The sequence below is a fragment of the Pseudomonas sp. Larv2_ips genome, from assembly GCF_963879675.1.
GTDB lineage: Bacteria > Pseudomonadota > Gammaproteobacteria > Pseudomonadales > Pseudomonadaceae > Aquipseudomonas.
The window spans coordinates 863,075-876,827 of record NZ_CAWOAW010000027.1; the positions used below are offsets into that span (position 1 = coordinate 863,075).

A 13,753-nucleotide genomic window follows, 5' to 3' on the forward strand; every position below is an offset into this window, starting at 1 on the left:
GGCAAGGCGTCGGAGCATGCCGCAGGAAAAAGCGCCTGGATGAACGGCTGGAAAAATCAGAAAGGGATGACTTTAAGCGGGTAAAAACCGCGAAGAACTACCCCGAAGGCCTACACAAAAAAGCGACCTGGCTCATTGCGTAAAACCTCAGCAAATAAAAACCACTCTCATTATTGCCCGATTTTCCGACATGGCCGTCATGGTTAATAGAACCTCTATTACGCAGGATTTCCCATGTCGCGCCTTGCTCGTCCCTTGCATCCACTGGCCCTGTCAGTGGCGTTTGCCTTTGCCGCCGTGCCATTGCTGAGCGTCCAGTGCTCGTTCGCAGAAGAAAGCAGCAGCGCGTTGCGCGGTTTCTCGATTCCGGCCGGCGACCTCAGCCAGGCCCTCAATAGCCTGGCCGAACAGGCCGGCCTGGTACTGGCATTCGATGCAAGTTTGACCCGCGGCAAGCACAGCAATGGCTTGAGTGGGCAGTACGACACCGACGTGGCGCTGAGCCAATTGCTCGCCGGCAGCGGCTTGCAGGCGCTGAAGATCTCTGCCGACCGCTACCGCTTGGAAGCCATTCCGGATAGCGGCGGCGCCATGGAGTTGCAGGCCACCACCATCAGCGGCGCCTACCACAGCGAACGCCCTACCGGGCCAGTCGCCGGTTATGTGGCCACCCGCAGCCTGTCGGGCACCAAGACCGACACCGCGCTGATCGAAACCCCGCAGTCGATCTCCGTGGTCACCAAGGACCAGATGCGCGCGCAGAACGCCGAAAGCCTCAACCAGATCCTGCGCTACAGCGCCGCCGTGGTGCCGGAAACCCGAGGTGCCACGGCCTCGCGTCTCGACCAGTTGACCATCCGCGGTTTCGCCCCGGCCACTTACCTCGATGGCCTGCGCATGCCGTCGAGTCGTGACGCGTTGCCGCAAAAAGACGCCTTTGACCTGGAGCGCGTCGAAGTGCTGCGCGGCCCGGCGTCGGTTCTGTACGGGCAGGGCACGCCGAGCGGGGTGATCAACATGGTCACCAAGCGTCCGTTGGACACGCCGTTTCATGAAGTCGGCGTCGAGTACGGCACCTTCAACAAGAAGCGCACCACCTTCGACCTCAGCGGCCCGCTGGACGACCAGGGGGTGTATTCCTACCGCGTAGCGGGGTTGTTCGACGACGCCGATGGCCAGGTCGAACACACCGAAACCCGTCGCCAGTCGCTGTCCAGCGCCTTGACTTGGCGCCCGGACGAGGACACTTCGCTGACCTTGCTCGGGCATTTCCAGAAGGACCCCAAAGGCGCGTCCTACGGCTCTGTGCCCGCTTGGGGTTCGGTGTTGCGCAGCCCCACCGGGCGCAAGATCGACGTGGATTTCTACGACGGCGAAAAGAACTTCGAGAAGAGCGACCGCGAGTATTACTCCGTCGGGTACGCCTTCGAGCATCACTTCAACGATGTCTGGACTGTGCGCCAGAACGCGCGTTACCTGCGCGCCGAAGGCATCTACCGCAGCATTTACAACAGCAACCTGCAGGCCGATTACCGCACGTCCAACCGCTCGACCATCGCCACCGATGTCGACATGGACGCCTACACCCTCGACAATCAGGTGCAGGCCAAATTCGACACGGGGCCGTTGCAGCACACATTGCTGATGGGCCTCGACTACCAGAACACCCGCACCGACACCAAGGCCGGTTACGGCAAGGGGCCGAACCTCGACATCTTCGACCCGGTCTACGGCGCGCCTGTGGTCATGCCGGCATTCGCCACCGACGCAACCTCTCGCAGCGAGCAAACCGGGGCGTACCTGCAAGAGCAAATGAAGTGGGACAAATGGGTGCTATTGCTCGGTGGTCGTTATGACTGGGCCAGCACCGACAGCACCACCAAAACCATCAGCTCCGGCGCCAAGAGCAAATCGTCCCTAGACAGCAAGGCGTTTACCGGCCGTGTCGGCGTGGTCTATCTGTTCGACAACGGCCTGGCGCCGTATGCCAGCTATGCGGAGTCCTTCAACCCGCAATCGGGCACCGGTTATGGCGGGTCGGTGTTCAAGCCGACCGAAGGCAAACAGTATGAAATCGGCATCAAGTACCAGCCACCGGGCAGCAACAGCTTTATCACCGCAGCGATTTTCGACCTGCGCCAGAGCAACGTGCCGACCCTGGACCCGGACCCGAGCCATCTGTGTGGCAACGGCCGTTGCAGCGTCCAGGACGGCGAGCAGCAGTCACGTGGCTTTGAACTGGAAGGCAAGGCCAGCCTCAACGATAACCTCGACATCACTGCGGCCTACGCCTACCTGGACAACCGCGCGAGCAAGTCCAACAGCACCGTGCAGTACGCGCCGCTCACTGATAAAGGCATAGGTCCGGCGATTCCGGTTGAGGGCACCACCACCTACGGTGTACCGCGCCACACCGCCTCGGCGTGGGCCGACTACACCTTCCACGACGGCCAGCTCAAGGGCTTCGGCGTCGGCGCGGGGGCGCGCTATGTCGGCTCGTCCTGGGGCGATACCGCCAACACCCTGAAAGTGCCGGGCTACACCTTGGTTGATGCGGCGGTGCACTACGACATCCCGAATATCGCCAACCCCATGGACAACCTGCGCCTGGCGCTGAACGCAACTAACCTGGCGAACAAGGAATACGTGGCGTCCTGTTATTCCTATTCGTGGTGCTGGTATGGCTCGCAGCGTACGGTGCAGGCGAGTGCGACCTATCAATGGTGAACGGCAGATAAGGCAATTTAATGGCCCCTTTGTAACAAAATTCTCGCCAGAATCACTTTTATTTTCAGGTGGTTAGGTGAGGAAGCAAATGCGCACTGTTGGAATCATGCTAATCGCCTGCTCATTGGCGGGCGGCGCAGCTGCCGTGCAGGCACGGGAGCTGCGCGAGGGTGACAAGTACATGTGCAGTTGGGGCGCAGGCACCGCGGCCAGGGCCCAGGAACTCAAACTGTCGGGCGTGTCGCTGTATGCCGCACGGCAAAAAATCCAGACCATCACGTTCAGCAAGTCATGGATGCGCATGATGGCCATGGGCATCACCGAGCAGACCTACGACAGCCGTTCCCGGCTCAAGCCTGAGGCGATTCGTCAGAGCTTTTATCAGGATTGCCTGCGCTATAAGGTGGCGCGTAAATAACCCGTTAACCTGCACCGGCCAGTGCAAAATCTGCGTCAGCCTGTCCAACTTTGCCCTGGCACGTCTCGTCATACTGGCGCCAGGCAAACCAAGAGGCGCAGGCCATGACTGATTATGTAATTACTCCTGAACCCATCCCATCCCTGGCCATCCATGGCAGCGCGGCACGTTTTCCGCTGCGCCGCGTGTTCTGCGTGGGCCGCAACTACAGCGAACATGCCCGCGAGATGGGGCATGATCCGGATCGCGAGCCGCCGTTCTTCTTCATGAAGCCGGCCGATGCGGTGGTGCCGGCCGAGGGCGTCATTGCCTATCCGCCGCTGACCGCTGATCTTCACCATGAAGTGGAGCTGGTGGTGGCCATCGCAAAGGGCGGGGTAAATATCACTCCCGAGGATGCGTTTTCCCACATCTGGGGTTACGGCGTCGGCATCGATCTGACCCGCCGCGACCTCCAGGCCCAGGCGAAAAAGCTCTCACGCCCGTGGGAATGGGCCAAGGCCTTTGATGAGTCGGCGCCCAGCACCGCGTTGCAGCCCGTGAGTGCGGTGGGGCACCCGTCTACCGGCAAAATCTGGCTGAAGGTCAATGGCGAACAGCGCCAGGTAGGCGACCTGGCCGACTTGATCTGGTCGGTCAGTGAAGTGATCAGCTATGCCTCGCAATCCGTCGCACTCAAGGCCGGTGACCTGATCTTTACCGGCACCCCTGCCGGCGTTGGCGCGCTGCAGCCGGGCGATGTGGTTACTGCCGGCATCGACGGCGTTGGCGAGCTGAGCTTCACCCTCAGCCAGGGTTGAGGCTACAGTGGTGCCCAGGCCACCCGAGATTTCGTTATGCCAGGCACCCGCGTCACCACTTATGGCATGGAACAACGCAGCGACCGTCCCGACTTTTATATCCGCGACAAGCGCGGGCGGGCGGCGTTGACCAGCCCGCATCGGCATGAATATTTCCAGATCCAGATCAACCTGGGCGGCGACACCGTGCAGCATATCGGCGGCGCGGTGCGGCCGTTTCCGCACAAGGCGCTGGCGTTTATCCTGCCCCATCGCCTGCATGTGATTCCCCACCCCGAAGACGGCGAGTTCATGCTGATCAACTTCAGCCAGGCGTTTTTTCTGCCGCAGCTGACCTGCGACCCGCTGGACCTGGAGGACATTCCCATCGGCCAAGCCCCGGAGTTGTCGCCGTTTCGCTTTCAGGAGCAATTGGATTTCATCCTCGACGATGCGGCCTTCGACGACGTGAAATCCTGGCTGGCGCACATGCGCACCCTGGACGCCCAGCGCACCTTCGGCGCCCGTGAGCGGTTGAAAGGCTATCTCTTCCAACTGATCGGTCTGGTCTGCGAGCAGTACGCCGAACCGCTGCAGGCATTTGCCGCCAATAACGCGACCCGGCGCGGGTGCAAGGACGCCCTGGCGCGGGTGCAGGGCTACATTCGCGAGCATCTGCACGAGCCAACCCTCAACCTGACTGACGCTGCGGCCGCTGCCTTCCTCTCGCCCAACTACCTCACGCATTTGTTGCGCAAGGAAACCGGCAAACCCTTTTCGCAACTGGTACTGGATCGCCGCATGCAGTTGGCGCGCACCTTGTTGCTCAACAGCGCGCAAATGATCGGCGTGATCGCCCAGCGCTGCGGGTTTACCGATGAGGCGTACTTTTCGCGCTGCTTTCGCAAGGCGCATGGCATGGCGCCGGGGCAGTATCGCCGCCAGCAGCAGGCGAATGCGGTGTAGATAAAGCGCGTGCATGTCGGTGGCGCTCGACAGCGCTCTCATACACCTGCAGGCTGGCTTTTTACAAATCCACGACAATGCTTATGTTTCTATGTGCATACAATTGCGCCCTTCAACAGGAGGCCCGTATGCAAATGCTGATACGCGTGGCGACGCCGGACGATATCGACACGCTCTTCGCTATTCGCACCTCGGTGGTGCAAAACCATTTGAGCCGCGAACAGATGACCGCGCTGGGGATTACCCCGCAGGTGCTGGCAGACAGCATTCGTGAAGCGCCCTGTGTGTGGATCGCCGAGGTTGAGGGCCGGCCTGTCGCCTTTTCCATGGTCGACCGGGCCGCAGGCGAGGTGTTTGCGATGTTTGTACAGCCTGGCTACGAAGGCCTGGGCTTGGGCCGCCGCTTGATGGCGGTGGCTGAAGCGGCACTGTTTGAACAGCATGAACGGTTGTTTTTGATCACCGATGGCCGCGATGAAATCCGTGCCAACGGGTTTTACCAACGGTTGGGCTGGTCGATGGTCGCTCGGGTCGAGGGCGACGACGTCCGGTACGAGAAGAGCAGGGTGCCTTAGTGTCATGAACCCAACGGAACCCCCAGCGTCCTATGGCTTTCGCTACTTTGCGATCGGGGTTCTGTGCGTCGCGGTATTACTGGGTGGTTATTTCATGTGGCTCAATGCTCAGGTCGACCGGGCGCGCGTCGAGGCGGCCGAGCGGTTGGCACTTTGCAGGCAGGTAGAGCGTGTCGCCAGTGCGGCGTCGTCCAACAGCCTGGAACTTCGCGATACATGCCGGCAATTAAACGGGCAATCATCCAACAGTGCTGCACCTCTATGATTCATAACCCTTTTTAATATAAGGAGATAGAGGCGTAACTTGCACCAAAAAGTGGCATTTAGAATCCCGTCCTCCTTAAAAAATGTGTGGTTATTGAATGACTTACGGCGTTTTCAATCCGACGAAAGGATTAAAATCATCTTGTTACAGGTTTTTACAATCGGTACTATAGCCGGGCGTTCACCTCCCACGGTTTATGCACTTTTAAATCCCAAGTTTCCATCAGCTACTTGGGATTTTTTTTGCCCGGAATTTGACTGTGGCGTCAAAGTTCACCGTCGGCAAACTCTGCCCGCATACGCCCGTTATGTTTGGCCTTGTACAGCAACTTATCGACTGACTCGACAAACTCGAGCAGGTTGCTGTTGGGCGTCACCAGATGCGTGCCAACGCCCAGGCTCAGGGTCAGCAGTTTGGAAACCGCTGAAAAGCCATGTTCGATCTGTTGTTGGCAGATCAGGTGCAGGCAGCGTCGTGCCACTTGCCTGGCCGACGCCGCGTCAGTCTCCGGCAGCAGCCACACAAACTCCTCGCCGCCGATCCGCGCAATGAAATCCCGTGGCCGGTTAGCCGCCAGCGACAAGGTGCGCGCTACCTGGCGCAAGGCTTCGTCGCCTTTGATGTGGCCGTAGTGGTCGTTGTACTGCTTGAAAAAGTCGATATCGAGGATGATCAACGACAGCGGCAACTGGCTGCGCTGGGCGCTTGCCCATTCGCGCTCCAGCACGGTGTCGAACATGCGGCGGTTGGCAATGCCGGTGAGGCCGTCCTGGAAGGAATATTCCTCCAGTTGTTTTTGCAGGCGAATCAAGTGTTCTTCGGTCTTCTTGCGCTCGCTGATATCGAACATGAAGCCGATCAACGCTTCGACTTCATCGCCCTTGCGCACCACATGCACCACATCGCGGATCCACACGTAGTCTCCGTTTACCGTCAGCGCGCGGTAATCGGCCTCGTGGTCAACGCCGGCGCGCGATTGCGATACGCAAAAGTTCACCACGTACTCACGGTCGTCCGGGTGCATGCGCTCGACCCAGTCGTCCACGCTGACCCAGCTTTGCGGGGTCCAGCCCAGCAACGCTTCGATCTGCGGACCGATGTAACTGAACGTCATGGTCTGCCAATCGATGCGCCAGGGAATGGCCTTGGTGGACTCCAGCAGCGTTTTGTATACATCACTGTCGGGCAGTCTTGGGGGATCGATGCTCATGGCGGGCTGCTCTGGATGATGGCAAAGAGCCAAGAGCGTCTTGTGAACGCCGTGTAGAGTCAAGCGCTTGCCCAGGCAGCGGACGAGAGGTCGCGTGCTGGGTTTTTGGCGCCAGGGCGCCAGCGTCCACAAGGCAAAATGCGGCTCAGGTATCACTTTTGAATTAATTGTTCAGTGCTCGGCAAAAGCTTATCTATGCTGGATGCAACACACCTACAGGGTAGAACCCAAGGACGGGGGCTTGTCATGATGTCGATCATCGAACTCAACCGCATCATGGCCTCAGGCTTCCTGCCGCTTGTGTGTGAATGCAGCCTCAACAGCGACGGCTCGCTGCGCATCAGCGTATTTGAACCGGCGTCCGGGCGTGTCGACCTGTTGCTGACCCGGGTGTCGCCCCTAGGTCTGGACAGCGTCCGTTCCATCGCAAACCTGATTGGCGAACTGCGCACCGAGATCAAGGCCGGGCGCCGTGGCTTTGCGGCAGTCGGTTAGCTATTCACGGTGCTGCCGGGCGTGGACACAGCGCCGTAGTAGCGCCAGCAGCAATGCCGGTGTTCCGGCAGGATGACACAGCCGCTGAGGCTGGCGATCAGCAGGGCGGCGACAAGCAGAGTCAGGCGACGAGACATGGTTATTTCCTCATGGTGTGCATTGCGTTACACCTTGAACGCCGCCACTTGCGCAAATCCGTCGCCACGCTTTCAAACATTTCATCAAGCGCCGCCATCCCCTGAGTAATACTCGCCTTAACCAGCGTCGAGAAAAATTTCGTCGTTATCGCGACGGATTTTTCCTACCCCGCCGTTCAACCCATCAGCAGCGAACATTTTCGTCCGCCGTATGAAGGAGTTGCCATGAATCCACTGGCCAAATTGCGCTACGCCTTGCTGGTTCCGCTGGCGTTTGCCGCGCTTGTCAGCACCCCGACCTTTGCCCAAACCGAAGTGATCATCCGCCAGGCGCCACCGGCGGAGCGTGTTGAAGTGATTCCCGCCGAACGCCCTGGCTTTGTCTGGGACCGTGGCCACTGGCAATGGATGCACGGCGCGTATGCCTGGGTGCCGGGCCACTGGCAGGAAGTGGTGCGCAATGCCCGTTGGGAACCCGGGCACTGGGAATCCCGTGGTCCGAACTGGTACTGGCGCGAAGGCCACTGGATCCGCTGAACCCTGAACCTTAGCCAGTGCATTGAGAACTGCCCGATTGAAAGACACTGATCCGGACGTTGAGCTACTGGCGCGTATCAGCAACAACGAGCCTGCTGCCGTCAACGAAATGGTGACGCGCAAGCTTCCGCGTTTGCTCGCGCTCGCCAGTCGGATCCTCGGGGATGCCGACGAGGCCAAGGACGTGGCCCAGGAAAGTTTCCTGCGCATCTGGCGCCAGGCGGCCAACTGGCGGCCTGGCGAAGCGCGTTTCGACACCTGGCTGCACCGCGTGGCACTCAACCTGTGCCACGACCGGTTGCGTCGGCGCAAGGAGCGCCCGTTGAACGAAGACGAGGTGCTGGAACTGGCGGACAGCGCGCCGGCCCTTGATGAACAGTTGGAAACGGCCGACCGCAGTGCAAGGATGGCCGCCGCGTTGGCGACCTTGCCCGAGCGGCAGCGCGAAGCCATCGTGTTGCAGTACTACCAGGAGCTGTCGAATATCGACGCCGCGGCCCTGATGAACATCAGCGTCGAGGCACTGGAGAGCCTGCTGTCGCGGGCCCGACGCCAGTTGCGCAGTCAACTTGCCGACACACCCGGGCTCGCCCGCCCAGGAAGGGGAAAACCATGACACCTGAACGATTTGCGCACCTGGCTGACGCCTACGGGGCCAGCCTGCACCGCTGGCCTCTGGCTGAGCAGGCGCCCGCCCAAGCGCTGCTCGACAGCGGCAATGTCCACGCCCGCGAGGCATTGCTTGAGGCCAGCTGGCTGGATGGGCAGTTGGACAGCCATCAGTTGGCATTCGCCGACCCGGCGCTGGCGCGCCAGATCCGTGAGTCTGCACCGCGACGGGCGTCGTTCTGGTCGCGTTACGCCCACTGGCTGTCGCCCGCAGGCCTGGTGGGCGCGGGCATTGCCGGCATCGCCGCCGGGGTGCTGGTGGCGTCGCTGAGCGTGCCGTTGCCGATGCTGTCATCCGACGTGCTGCCCAGCGTCTTCGATCAGGGCGATGCCGACGTCGTCTTCACCGTCAACGCCGAGGAAACCGAGCAATGACCCCAAAATCCCTTAAACCGTGGTTGCTTGTCTCGGTGCTGCTCAACGTGTTTTTGATCGGCGGCGTGGGTGGCGGCCTCTACCACTGGATGGCCACGCCCCGGCCTGCCGAAGCGGTGGTCAACCAGCACGGTTTGCGCCAGGCGATGATCAAATTGCCGCCAGAGCGACGCAAGGAATTGCGCCAGTTACTGCGCCAGAACCGTGCCGACAGCCAACCGCTGATCATGGCCGGTCGCGAAGCGCGGCTGGGCGTGATCAAACAGCTGGAAGCGCCGACCCTTGATCGCGAAGTGCTGGTGACGGAGCTGGCCAAGGCGCGCGAGGCCGACGCCGCGCTGCGGGCCTTGGTGGACACGACACTGGCGCAGTTCGCGAGCAATCTGCCCCAGGATGAACGGCAGAAACTGGTGGAGGCGTTGTACCAGCGCGGGCAGGCCAAAAGCCGCGAGAAACTTCCCCAGGTCGCGGGGAATAAACCGCGCTCTTGAGCTGTTATGCACTCACGATCACCCTCGAGAGTTGCATATGCCGGCTGCTAAAAAGAAACAAGCCTTTGGATTTTCCTGTGGGGCGGCCTCCTTGCTGTGCGCCGCCGTGGAACTGGGCGGCACCTTGCCCGCAGGCCTGACGGCGACTGACGCCCTGCGCACCAACATGTGTGAAGTCGAGCTGTACAAGATCACCTCCGGCGCCATTACGGGCGGAGTGGTCAAGCCTTTCGACCCGACCAAGGCGGGTTACTCTTACCCGCATAACGTGGCATTGGCGGCGCGTTCGCTGGGGTTGAATGTGACGATCTACATGGATGGGTTTCTGGCCACGGCGCTGTCGGTGCTCTACCCGCAGTGCGAGGAGCAATGCATCAAGGCCGGGTTTCCGGTGATTCATGGCAAACCTCCGACGTTGGCGGCGAACCGGCGTGCGTTGATCGTGGTGACGACGTTTTTGATTGGCCTGCACTATGTGATGGAGCGGCCGGGCGGTGGGTACATGGACCCGAATGATGGTGAGGATTTTGCCGACTTCAAGGCCATGAATGGGGTGTCCAAGGCGTACGGGCAGACCGGGATTACCTTGGTGTTGGAGCGGGAAGTGGTGGTTTAGCGTTCACGTTCCTGTGCAGATCCAGTGGGGGAGCCGTCGAGCTTTGGCGAGGCCGCGAAGGCGCCAGTGCGGGCACAACAACCCGAGTGTCGGTCACCTTTCTGGGGCCGAGTCTCGATCAAAAGCAAGGCACCACGCCCTGATGGGTTACAACAAAAGCGCTTCTTCGCTGTGCGGCGGCGGGTTGCAAGCTACCTGACAGTAGGGAAACCCAATGTGGGAGCGGGCTTGCCCGCGAAGCCGGTGGGTCGGGTACGAATTCATTGACTGACATGCCGCCTTCGCGAGCAAGCCCGCTCCCACATTTTTCACCGCGCAAGCTCTTAGGCTAACCGGCCCATCTTTCGAAGATGCCCTATTCGGCGACTCTCGCGCGGTTTCGGTGGCGCATACGGCCGCTGCCGCGTTCGTCAAATCCTTTGTCGAACGGCAGAAAGCGAATGGCGTGGTGAGCGTGCAGAGCGCGGAATTACAAGCGGCGCAGGAAGGATTTGACGATGTGGCGGGTGGCGTCGGTGGTGTCCAGTTCGTCCAGGGCGGCATAGGCGTGCCAGCGGCAATCGACGATCTCGTTGCAAGGTCGTGCCTCGGCAATATTCACCACCGAGGCTTCGAACACGTGGTGCACGGTGTCGCGGGCCTTCAATTCCTGCAAGTACAGCAAGCCGTCCACGTTCAATCCGGTTTCTTCTTCCAACTCTCGTTCGGCCGCGCCGACCGGGCGCTCGTCGCGCTCGACCTTGCCGCCGGGCAATGCCCATTTCGATCTGGCCTTGCGCACGAAGAGGATATGCCCCTCGTGTTCGCAAATGACCGTGGCCCTTATTTTCATCGTGTGTGCCCCCGCAGCGGGATGTATGTCATAAAAGTGTAATGCAATTGTCATGCTAAGTGCTTATGGCGCGCACGGGTGGGGATGTGGATACTGACCGATTGATGAAAACGGACGAGGAGAACAGATGACTACCGTACGTTGGGGCATGATCGGTTGTGGCAGTGTCACTGAATTGAAGAGTGGACCCGCTTTCTACAAAGCGCCAGGTTCGGCACTGGTGGCCGTGATGGGGCGTCGCGAGGAGGCGGTGCGCGATTATGCGGCACGCCACGGCATTGCGCGCTTCTATACCGACGCTCAGGCACTGATCGACGACCCTGAAGTGGACGCCGTGTACATCGCTACACCGCCTGACAGCCACCTTGAATACAGCCTGATGGTGGCGGCCGCCGGCAAACATTGCTGTGTCGAGAAACCCATGGCCCTCAACGCTGAGCAAAGCGCGTTGATGCAGCGCACCTTCGAACGCGCCGGGTTGCACTTGTTTGTTTCCTACTACCGCCGCTCGCTGCCGCGCTTTGAGCAGGTGCGTGACTGGCTGCGAGACGGGCGCATCGGTGAATTGCGCCAAGTGATCTGGACCTTGAGCAAACCACCGGCCGCCGCGGACGCCAGTGCCGCCAATTGGCGTACCGACCCGGCTGTTGCCGGTGGCGGCTATTTTGCTGACCTCGCCAGCCACGGGTTTGATTTGTTTCAGTTTCTGGCCGGCGATATCGTCGAAGTCACCGGGTTTACCGCCCGACAGGCCGGGGAATATGCCGCCGAAGATGCGGTGACGGCCTGCTGGACCTTCGGTTCCGGCGCGCTGGGCATGGGCTGCTGGAACTTCGTTGCGGACCGCCGCGAAGACCGCGTAGAGCTGATCGGCAGCCGCGGCCGCATCACCTTTGCCGTGTTCGAAGACCAGCCATTGCGCCTTGAAGGCGAAGTCGACGAAGTGCTCGAAGTACCTTGCCATGCGCATATCCAGTGGCACCATGTGCTGGCGATGAACGCCCACATTCGTGGCGAGGTCGAGCATCCTTCGCTGGCGATCGAGGCGTTGAAGACCGATCGGGTTCTGGACAAGGTACTGCAGCGCAATCCCAACCGCCCCGAGTAACCGTCCTGCGGTGCGCGGCGCCTATGTTTTCAAGGAACAGATGGATGAACTACAAGACAGCCTGGATAGCGCTGTGGCTGGTGCTGGCCAGCATGGTGGCGCAAGCGGCGCCACGCGAGCAGAGGCCCGCGGGAGATTTTGATTTTTACCTGCTGTCACTGTCGTGGTCGCCGACGTTTTGCCTCACGCACCCGGACAACCAACAATGCTCCGGCAAGGGCTATGGGTTTGTCTTGCATGGGCTATGGCCGCAATACGCCAAAGGCGGGTGGCCTGCATCGTGTGACCCGCAATCGCGGTTGTCGGCGCAGGAACTGGCCAAGGGCGCTTTGATATTCCCCACGCGCACGCTGCTTAAACATGAATGGTCCAGGCACGGCACGTGCAGCGGTCTGGATGCGTCGCGCTATCTGGACGCGACGGATGCGGCGCTGGCGACAGTGCAGATTCCGCCGCAGTTGCAGCCGTTCAATGTGCCCAACTACCTGGAAGCGCGCGACATCGAACACCTGTTTCGCCAGAGCAACCCGGCCATGGGCGACCATGGCATGGCTGTGATCTGCAAGGGCAAGGTGCTGTCCGAAGTGCGCGTGTGCCTGACCAAGGAATTGCGCTTTGCCGGTTGCCCCGCAAGCGTCAAGACTCAGTGCCGCAGCGGCGATATTCGGGTCCCGGTGCAGCGCTGATCAGGCGCCCGAGTGCATCGAAATGGCTGCAGGCGTGGTACTCGACGCCCCGGCGCGGTCCGCCAGGTAACGCGCCGGTGGCTGGCCCACGGCTTTGCGGAACATGGTGATAAAACCGCTGGCGTTTTCATAGCCCAGGTCCAGCGCCACGCGCTGCACGCTTTCACCCTTGGCCAGGCGTTGCAGAGACAGGATCACATGCAACTGCCTGCGCCAGCGACCGAAGCTCAGGCCCAGCTCCTCCAACAGCAAGCGCGTCATGCTGCGCTCGCTCATGCCGATGCGCACGGCCCATTGGCTGAGGGTGGCCTTGTCGCTGGGGTCGGCCAGCAAACTCTCCGCCAGGCGTCGCAGCCTCGGGTCCTGGGGCATGGGCAAATGCAGGGCTTCGACCGGTGCCTGGGCCAGTTCATCGAGCAGCGTGTTGATCAAACGTCCCTGGGCGCCGTCTTCGTCATACAGCTGCGGGAAACTCACCGCCTTGCCGATCAACTCATGCAACAGGCCCGACACAGCCAGGGTGCAGCATTGCGCGGGCAGGGCGCCGCTGACGTCGGGATCGATCAACAGGCAATACACCTCGGCCTCACCTGAACCCCTCGCGGCGTGCGGCAGGCCACCGGGAATCCACAGCGCGCACTGGGGCGGCACGATCCAGATACCGGCCTCGATCTGACAGTGAATCACCCCGCGCAGGGTGTACATCAGTTGGCCTTTGCGATGTGAGTGCGGCGTGTGCTCCCAGCGTTCGCTGGTGCTGCTGGCACTCACGGCCACCACCGCACGCGGGAACACGTCGGCATCCTTGGACATCGAGGGATGATGCAGATCGAGGCGGTGGTGCTTCATATTCGATTCGCAGCTTGG

General features: G+C 61.0%; 18 protein-coding genes. 14 read left to right on the forward strand and 4 right to left on the reverse strand.

Annotation, left to right across the window (positions count from 1 at the left end):
• The first annotated feature begins 234 nt into the window (after positions 1 to 234).
• From AACV02_RS20885 to AACV02_RS20910, 6 genes are all read left to right on the forward strand, one after another.
• Positions 235 to 2,727: a TonB-dependent siderophore receptor gene (locus AACV02_RS20885; RefSeq protein ID WP_119741706.1), complete on the forward strand. Its 2,493-nt coding sequence runs from the start codon at positions 235 to 237 to the stop codon at positions 2,725 to 2,727.
• A gap of 88 nt (positions 2,728 to 2,815) precedes the next feature.
• The gene (locus AACV02_RS20890; RefSeq protein WP_106577772.1) at positions 2,816 to 3,145 is read left to right on the forward strand and encodes a hypothetical protein; all 330 of its coding nucleotides are present in this window, start codon (positions 2,816 to 2,818) and stop codon (positions 3,143 to 3,145) included.
• Positions 3,146 to 3,249: 104 nt separating this feature from the next.
• Positions 3,250 to 3,945 carry a fumarylacetoacetate hydrolase family protein gene (locus AACV02_RS20895; RefSeq protein ID WP_119741708.1) on the forward strand — a complete coding sequence of 232 codons (696 nt, stop codon included), beginning with the start codon at positions 3,250 to 3,252 and terminating at the stop codon, positions 3,943 to 3,945.
• 36 nt (positions 3,946 to 3,981) lie between these two features.
• Positions 3,982 to 4,890, forward strand: a complete 909-nt coding sequence (locus AACV02_RS20900) for a helix-turn-helix transcriptional regulator (protein WP_119741710.1) — start codon at positions 3,982 to 3,984, stop codon at positions 4,888 to 4,890.
• A 128-nt stretch (positions 4,891 to 5,018) separates the two neighbouring features.
• The gene (locus tag AACV02_RS20905) at positions 5,019 to 5,465 is read left to right on the forward strand and encodes a GNAT family N-acetyltransferase (protein ID WP_106577775.1); all 447 of its coding nucleotides are present in this window, start codon (positions 5,019 to 5,021) and stop codon (positions 5,463 to 5,465) included.
• 4 nt (positions 5,466 to 5,469) lie between these two features.
• On the forward strand, positions 5,470 to 5,730 hold the full coding sequence (locus AACV02_RS20910) for a hypothetical protein (protein WP_106577776.1): 261 nt from the start codon (positions 5,470 to 5,472) through the stop codon (positions 5,728 to 5,730).
• A 265-nt stretch (positions 5,731 to 5,995) separates the two neighbouring features.
• Here the strand turns inward: AACV02_RS20910 and AACV02_RS20915 are convergent, their stop codons facing one another.
• Positions 5,996 to 6,940 (reverse strand): sensor domain-containing diguanylate cyclase, encoded by a 945-nt coding sequence (locus AACV02_RS20915; RefSeq protein ID WP_119741712.1) that lies wholly within the window; start codon positions 6,938 to 6,940, stop codon positions 5,996 to 5,998.
• Between the two features lie 246 nt (positions 6,941 to 7,186).
• Here AACV02_RS20915 and AACV02_RS20920 point away from each other — a divergent pair, with 246 nt between their 5' ends.
• Positions 7,187 to 7,435 (forward strand): DUF1652 domain-containing protein, encoded by a 249-nt coding sequence (locus AACV02_RS20920; RefSeq protein WP_119741714.1) that lies wholly within the window; start codon positions 7,187 to 7,189, stop codon positions 7,433 to 7,435.
• On the opposite strand, the gene AACV02_RS20925 is transcribed toward AACV02_RS20920, so the two are convergent.
• A complete protein-coding gene (locus AACV02_RS20925; protein ID WP_169366508.1) occupies positions 7,432 to 7,572 on the reverse strand; it encodes a hypothetical protein in 141 nt (46 codons plus the stop codon). The two genes, AACV02_RS20920 and AACV02_RS20925, sit on opposite strands and share 4 nt — an antisense overlap.
• A gap of 225 nt (positions 7,573 to 7,797) precedes the next feature.
• On the opposite strand from AACV02_RS20925, the gene AACV02_RS20930 reads away from it, so the two are divergent.
• The 5 genes from AACV02_RS20930 to AACV02_RS20950 are packed head-to-tail and all read left to right on the forward strand — an operon-like array spanning position 7,798 to position 10,260.
• On the forward strand, positions 7,798 to 8,109 hold the full coding sequence (locus AACV02_RS20930) for a YXWGXW repeat-containing protein (protein WP_106577779.1): 312 nt from the start codon (positions 7,798 to 7,800) through the stop codon (positions 8,107 to 8,109).
• Positions 8,110 to 8,146: 37 nt separating this feature from the next.
• Positions 8,147 to 8,725 (forward strand): RNA polymerase sigma factor, encoded by a 579-nt coding sequence (locus tag AACV02_RS20935; protein WP_119741716.1) that lies wholly within the window; start codon positions 8,147 to 8,149, stop codon positions 8,723 to 8,725.
• Positions 8,722 to 9,153, forward strand: a complete 432-nt coding sequence (locus AACV02_RS20940; RefSeq protein ID WP_119741718.1) for a hypothetical protein — start codon at positions 8,722 to 8,724, stop codon at positions 9,151 to 9,153. Before AACV02_RS20935 ends, AACV02_RS20940 begins: the two co-directional genes overlap by 4 nt.
• Positions 9,150 to 9,644, forward strand: a complete 495-nt coding sequence (locus tag AACV02_RS20945; RefSeq protein ID WP_106577782.1) for a periplasmic heavy metal sensor — start codon at positions 9,150 to 9,152, stop codon at positions 9,642 to 9,644. The genes AACV02_RS20940 and AACV02_RS20945 overlap by 4 nt, the downstream gene beginning before the upstream one ends.
• Positions 9,645 to 9,681: 37 nt before the next feature.
• On the forward strand, positions 9,682 to 10,260 hold the full coding sequence (locus AACV02_RS20950) for a hypothetical protein (protein ID WP_119741720.1): 579 nt from the start codon (positions 9,682 to 9,684) through the stop codon (positions 10,258 to 10,260).
• 469 nt (positions 10,261 to 10,729) lie between these two features.
• On the opposite strand, the gene AACV02_RS20955 is transcribed toward AACV02_RS20950, so the two are convergent.
• Positions 10,730 to 11,092, reverse strand: a complete 363-nt coding sequence (locus AACV02_RS20955) for an NUDIX hydrolase (RefSeq protein WP_119741722.1) — start codon at positions 11,090 to 11,092, stop codon at positions 10,730 to 10,732.
• A 127-nt stretch (positions 11,093 to 11,219) separates the two neighbouring features.
• On the opposite strand from AACV02_RS20955, the gene AACV02_RS20960 reads away from it, so the two are divergent.
• On the forward strand, positions 11,220 to 12,200 hold the full coding sequence (locus tag AACV02_RS20960; RefSeq protein ID WP_119741724.1) for a Gfo/Idh/MocA family protein: 981 nt from the start codon (positions 11,220 to 11,222) through the stop codon (positions 12,198 to 12,200).
• A gap of 44 nt (positions 12,201 to 12,244) precedes the next feature.
• Positions 12,245 to 12,886, forward strand: a complete 642-nt coding sequence (locus AACV02_RS20965) for a ribonuclease T2 family protein (protein WP_119741726.1) — start codon at positions 12,245 to 12,247, stop codon at positions 12,884 to 12,886.
• Here the strand turns inward: AACV02_RS20965 and AACV02_RS20970 are convergent, their stop codons facing one another.
• Complete coding sequence (locus tag AACV02_RS20970) at positions 12,887 to 13,735, reverse strand: AraC family transcriptional regulator (RefSeq protein WP_119741729.1); 849 nt, start codon at positions 13,733 to 13,735, stop codon at positions 12,887 to 12,889.
• Positions 13,736 to 13,753: the final 18 nt, after the last annotated feature.

Excerpts from the sequence above, each read along its gene's own strand:
- AACV02_RS20885 (WP_119741706.1), top strand. The coding sequence starts at position 235 with ATGTCGCGCCTTGCTCGTCCCTTGCATCCACTGGCCCTGTCAGTGGCG.
- AACV02_RS20890 (WP_106577772.1), top strand. The coding sequence starts at position 2,816 with ATGCGCACTGTTGGAATCATGCTAATCGCCTGCTCATTGGCGGGCGGC.
- AACV02_RS20895 (WP_119741708.1), top strand. The coding sequence starts at position 3,250 with ATGACTGATTATGTAATTACTCCTGAACCCATCCCATCCCTGGCCATC.
- AACV02_RS20900 (WP_119741710.1), top strand. The coding sequence starts at position 3,982 with ATGCCAGGCACCCGCGTCACCACTTATGGCATGGAACAACGCAGCGAC.
- AACV02_RS20905 (WP_106577775.1), top strand. The coding sequence starts at position 5,019 with ATGCAAATGCTGATACGCGTGGCGACGCCGGACGATATCGACACGCTC.
- AACV02_RS20910 (WP_106577776.1), top strand. The coding sequence starts at position 5,470 with ATGAACCCAACGGAACCCCCAGCGTCCTATGGCTTTCGCTACTTTGCG.
- AACV02_RS20915 (WP_119741712.1), bottom strand. The coding sequence starts at position 6,940 with ATGAGCATCGATCCCCCAAGACTGCCCGACAGTGATGTATACAAAACG.
- AACV02_RS20920 (WP_119741714.1), top strand. The coding sequence starts at position 7,187 with ATGATGTCGATCATCGAACTCAACCGCATCATGGCCTCAGGCTTCCTG.
- AACV02_RS20925 (WP_169366508.1), bottom strand. The coding sequence starts at position 7,572 with ATGTCTCGTCGCCTGACTCTGCTTGTCGCCGCCCTGCTGATCGCCAGC.
- AACV02_RS20930 (WP_106577779.1), top strand. The coding sequence starts at position 7,798 with ATGAATCCACTGGCCAAATTGCGCTACGCCTTGCTGGTTCCGCTGGCG.
- AACV02_RS20940 (WP_119741718.1), top strand. The coding sequence starts at position 8,722 with ATGACACCTGAACGATTTGCGCACCTGGCTGACGCCTACGGGGCCAGC.
- AACV02_RS20945 (WP_106577782.1), top strand. The coding sequence starts at position 9,150 with ATGACCCCAAAATCCCTTAAACCGTGGTTGCTTGTCTCGGTGCTGCTC.
- AACV02_RS20950 (WP_119741720.1), top strand. The coding sequence starts at position 9,682 with ATGCCGGCTGCTAAAAAGAAACAAGCCTTTGGATTTTCCTGTGGGGCG.
- AACV02_RS20955 (WP_119741722.1), bottom strand. The coding sequence starts at position 11,092 with ATGAAAATAAGGGCCACGGTCATTTGCGAACACGAGGGGCATATCCTC.
- AACV02_RS20960 (WP_119741724.1), top strand. The coding sequence starts at position 11,220 with ATGACTACCGTACGTTGGGGCATGATCGGTTGTGGCAGTGTCACTGAA.
- AACV02_RS20965 (WP_119741726.1), top strand. The coding sequence starts at position 12,245 with ATGAACTACAAGACAGCCTGGATAGCGCTGTGGCTGGTGCTGGCCAGC.
- AACV02_RS20970 (WP_119741729.1), bottom strand. The coding sequence starts at position 13,735 with ATGAAGCACCACCGCCTCGATCTGCATCATCCCTCGATGTCCAAGGAT.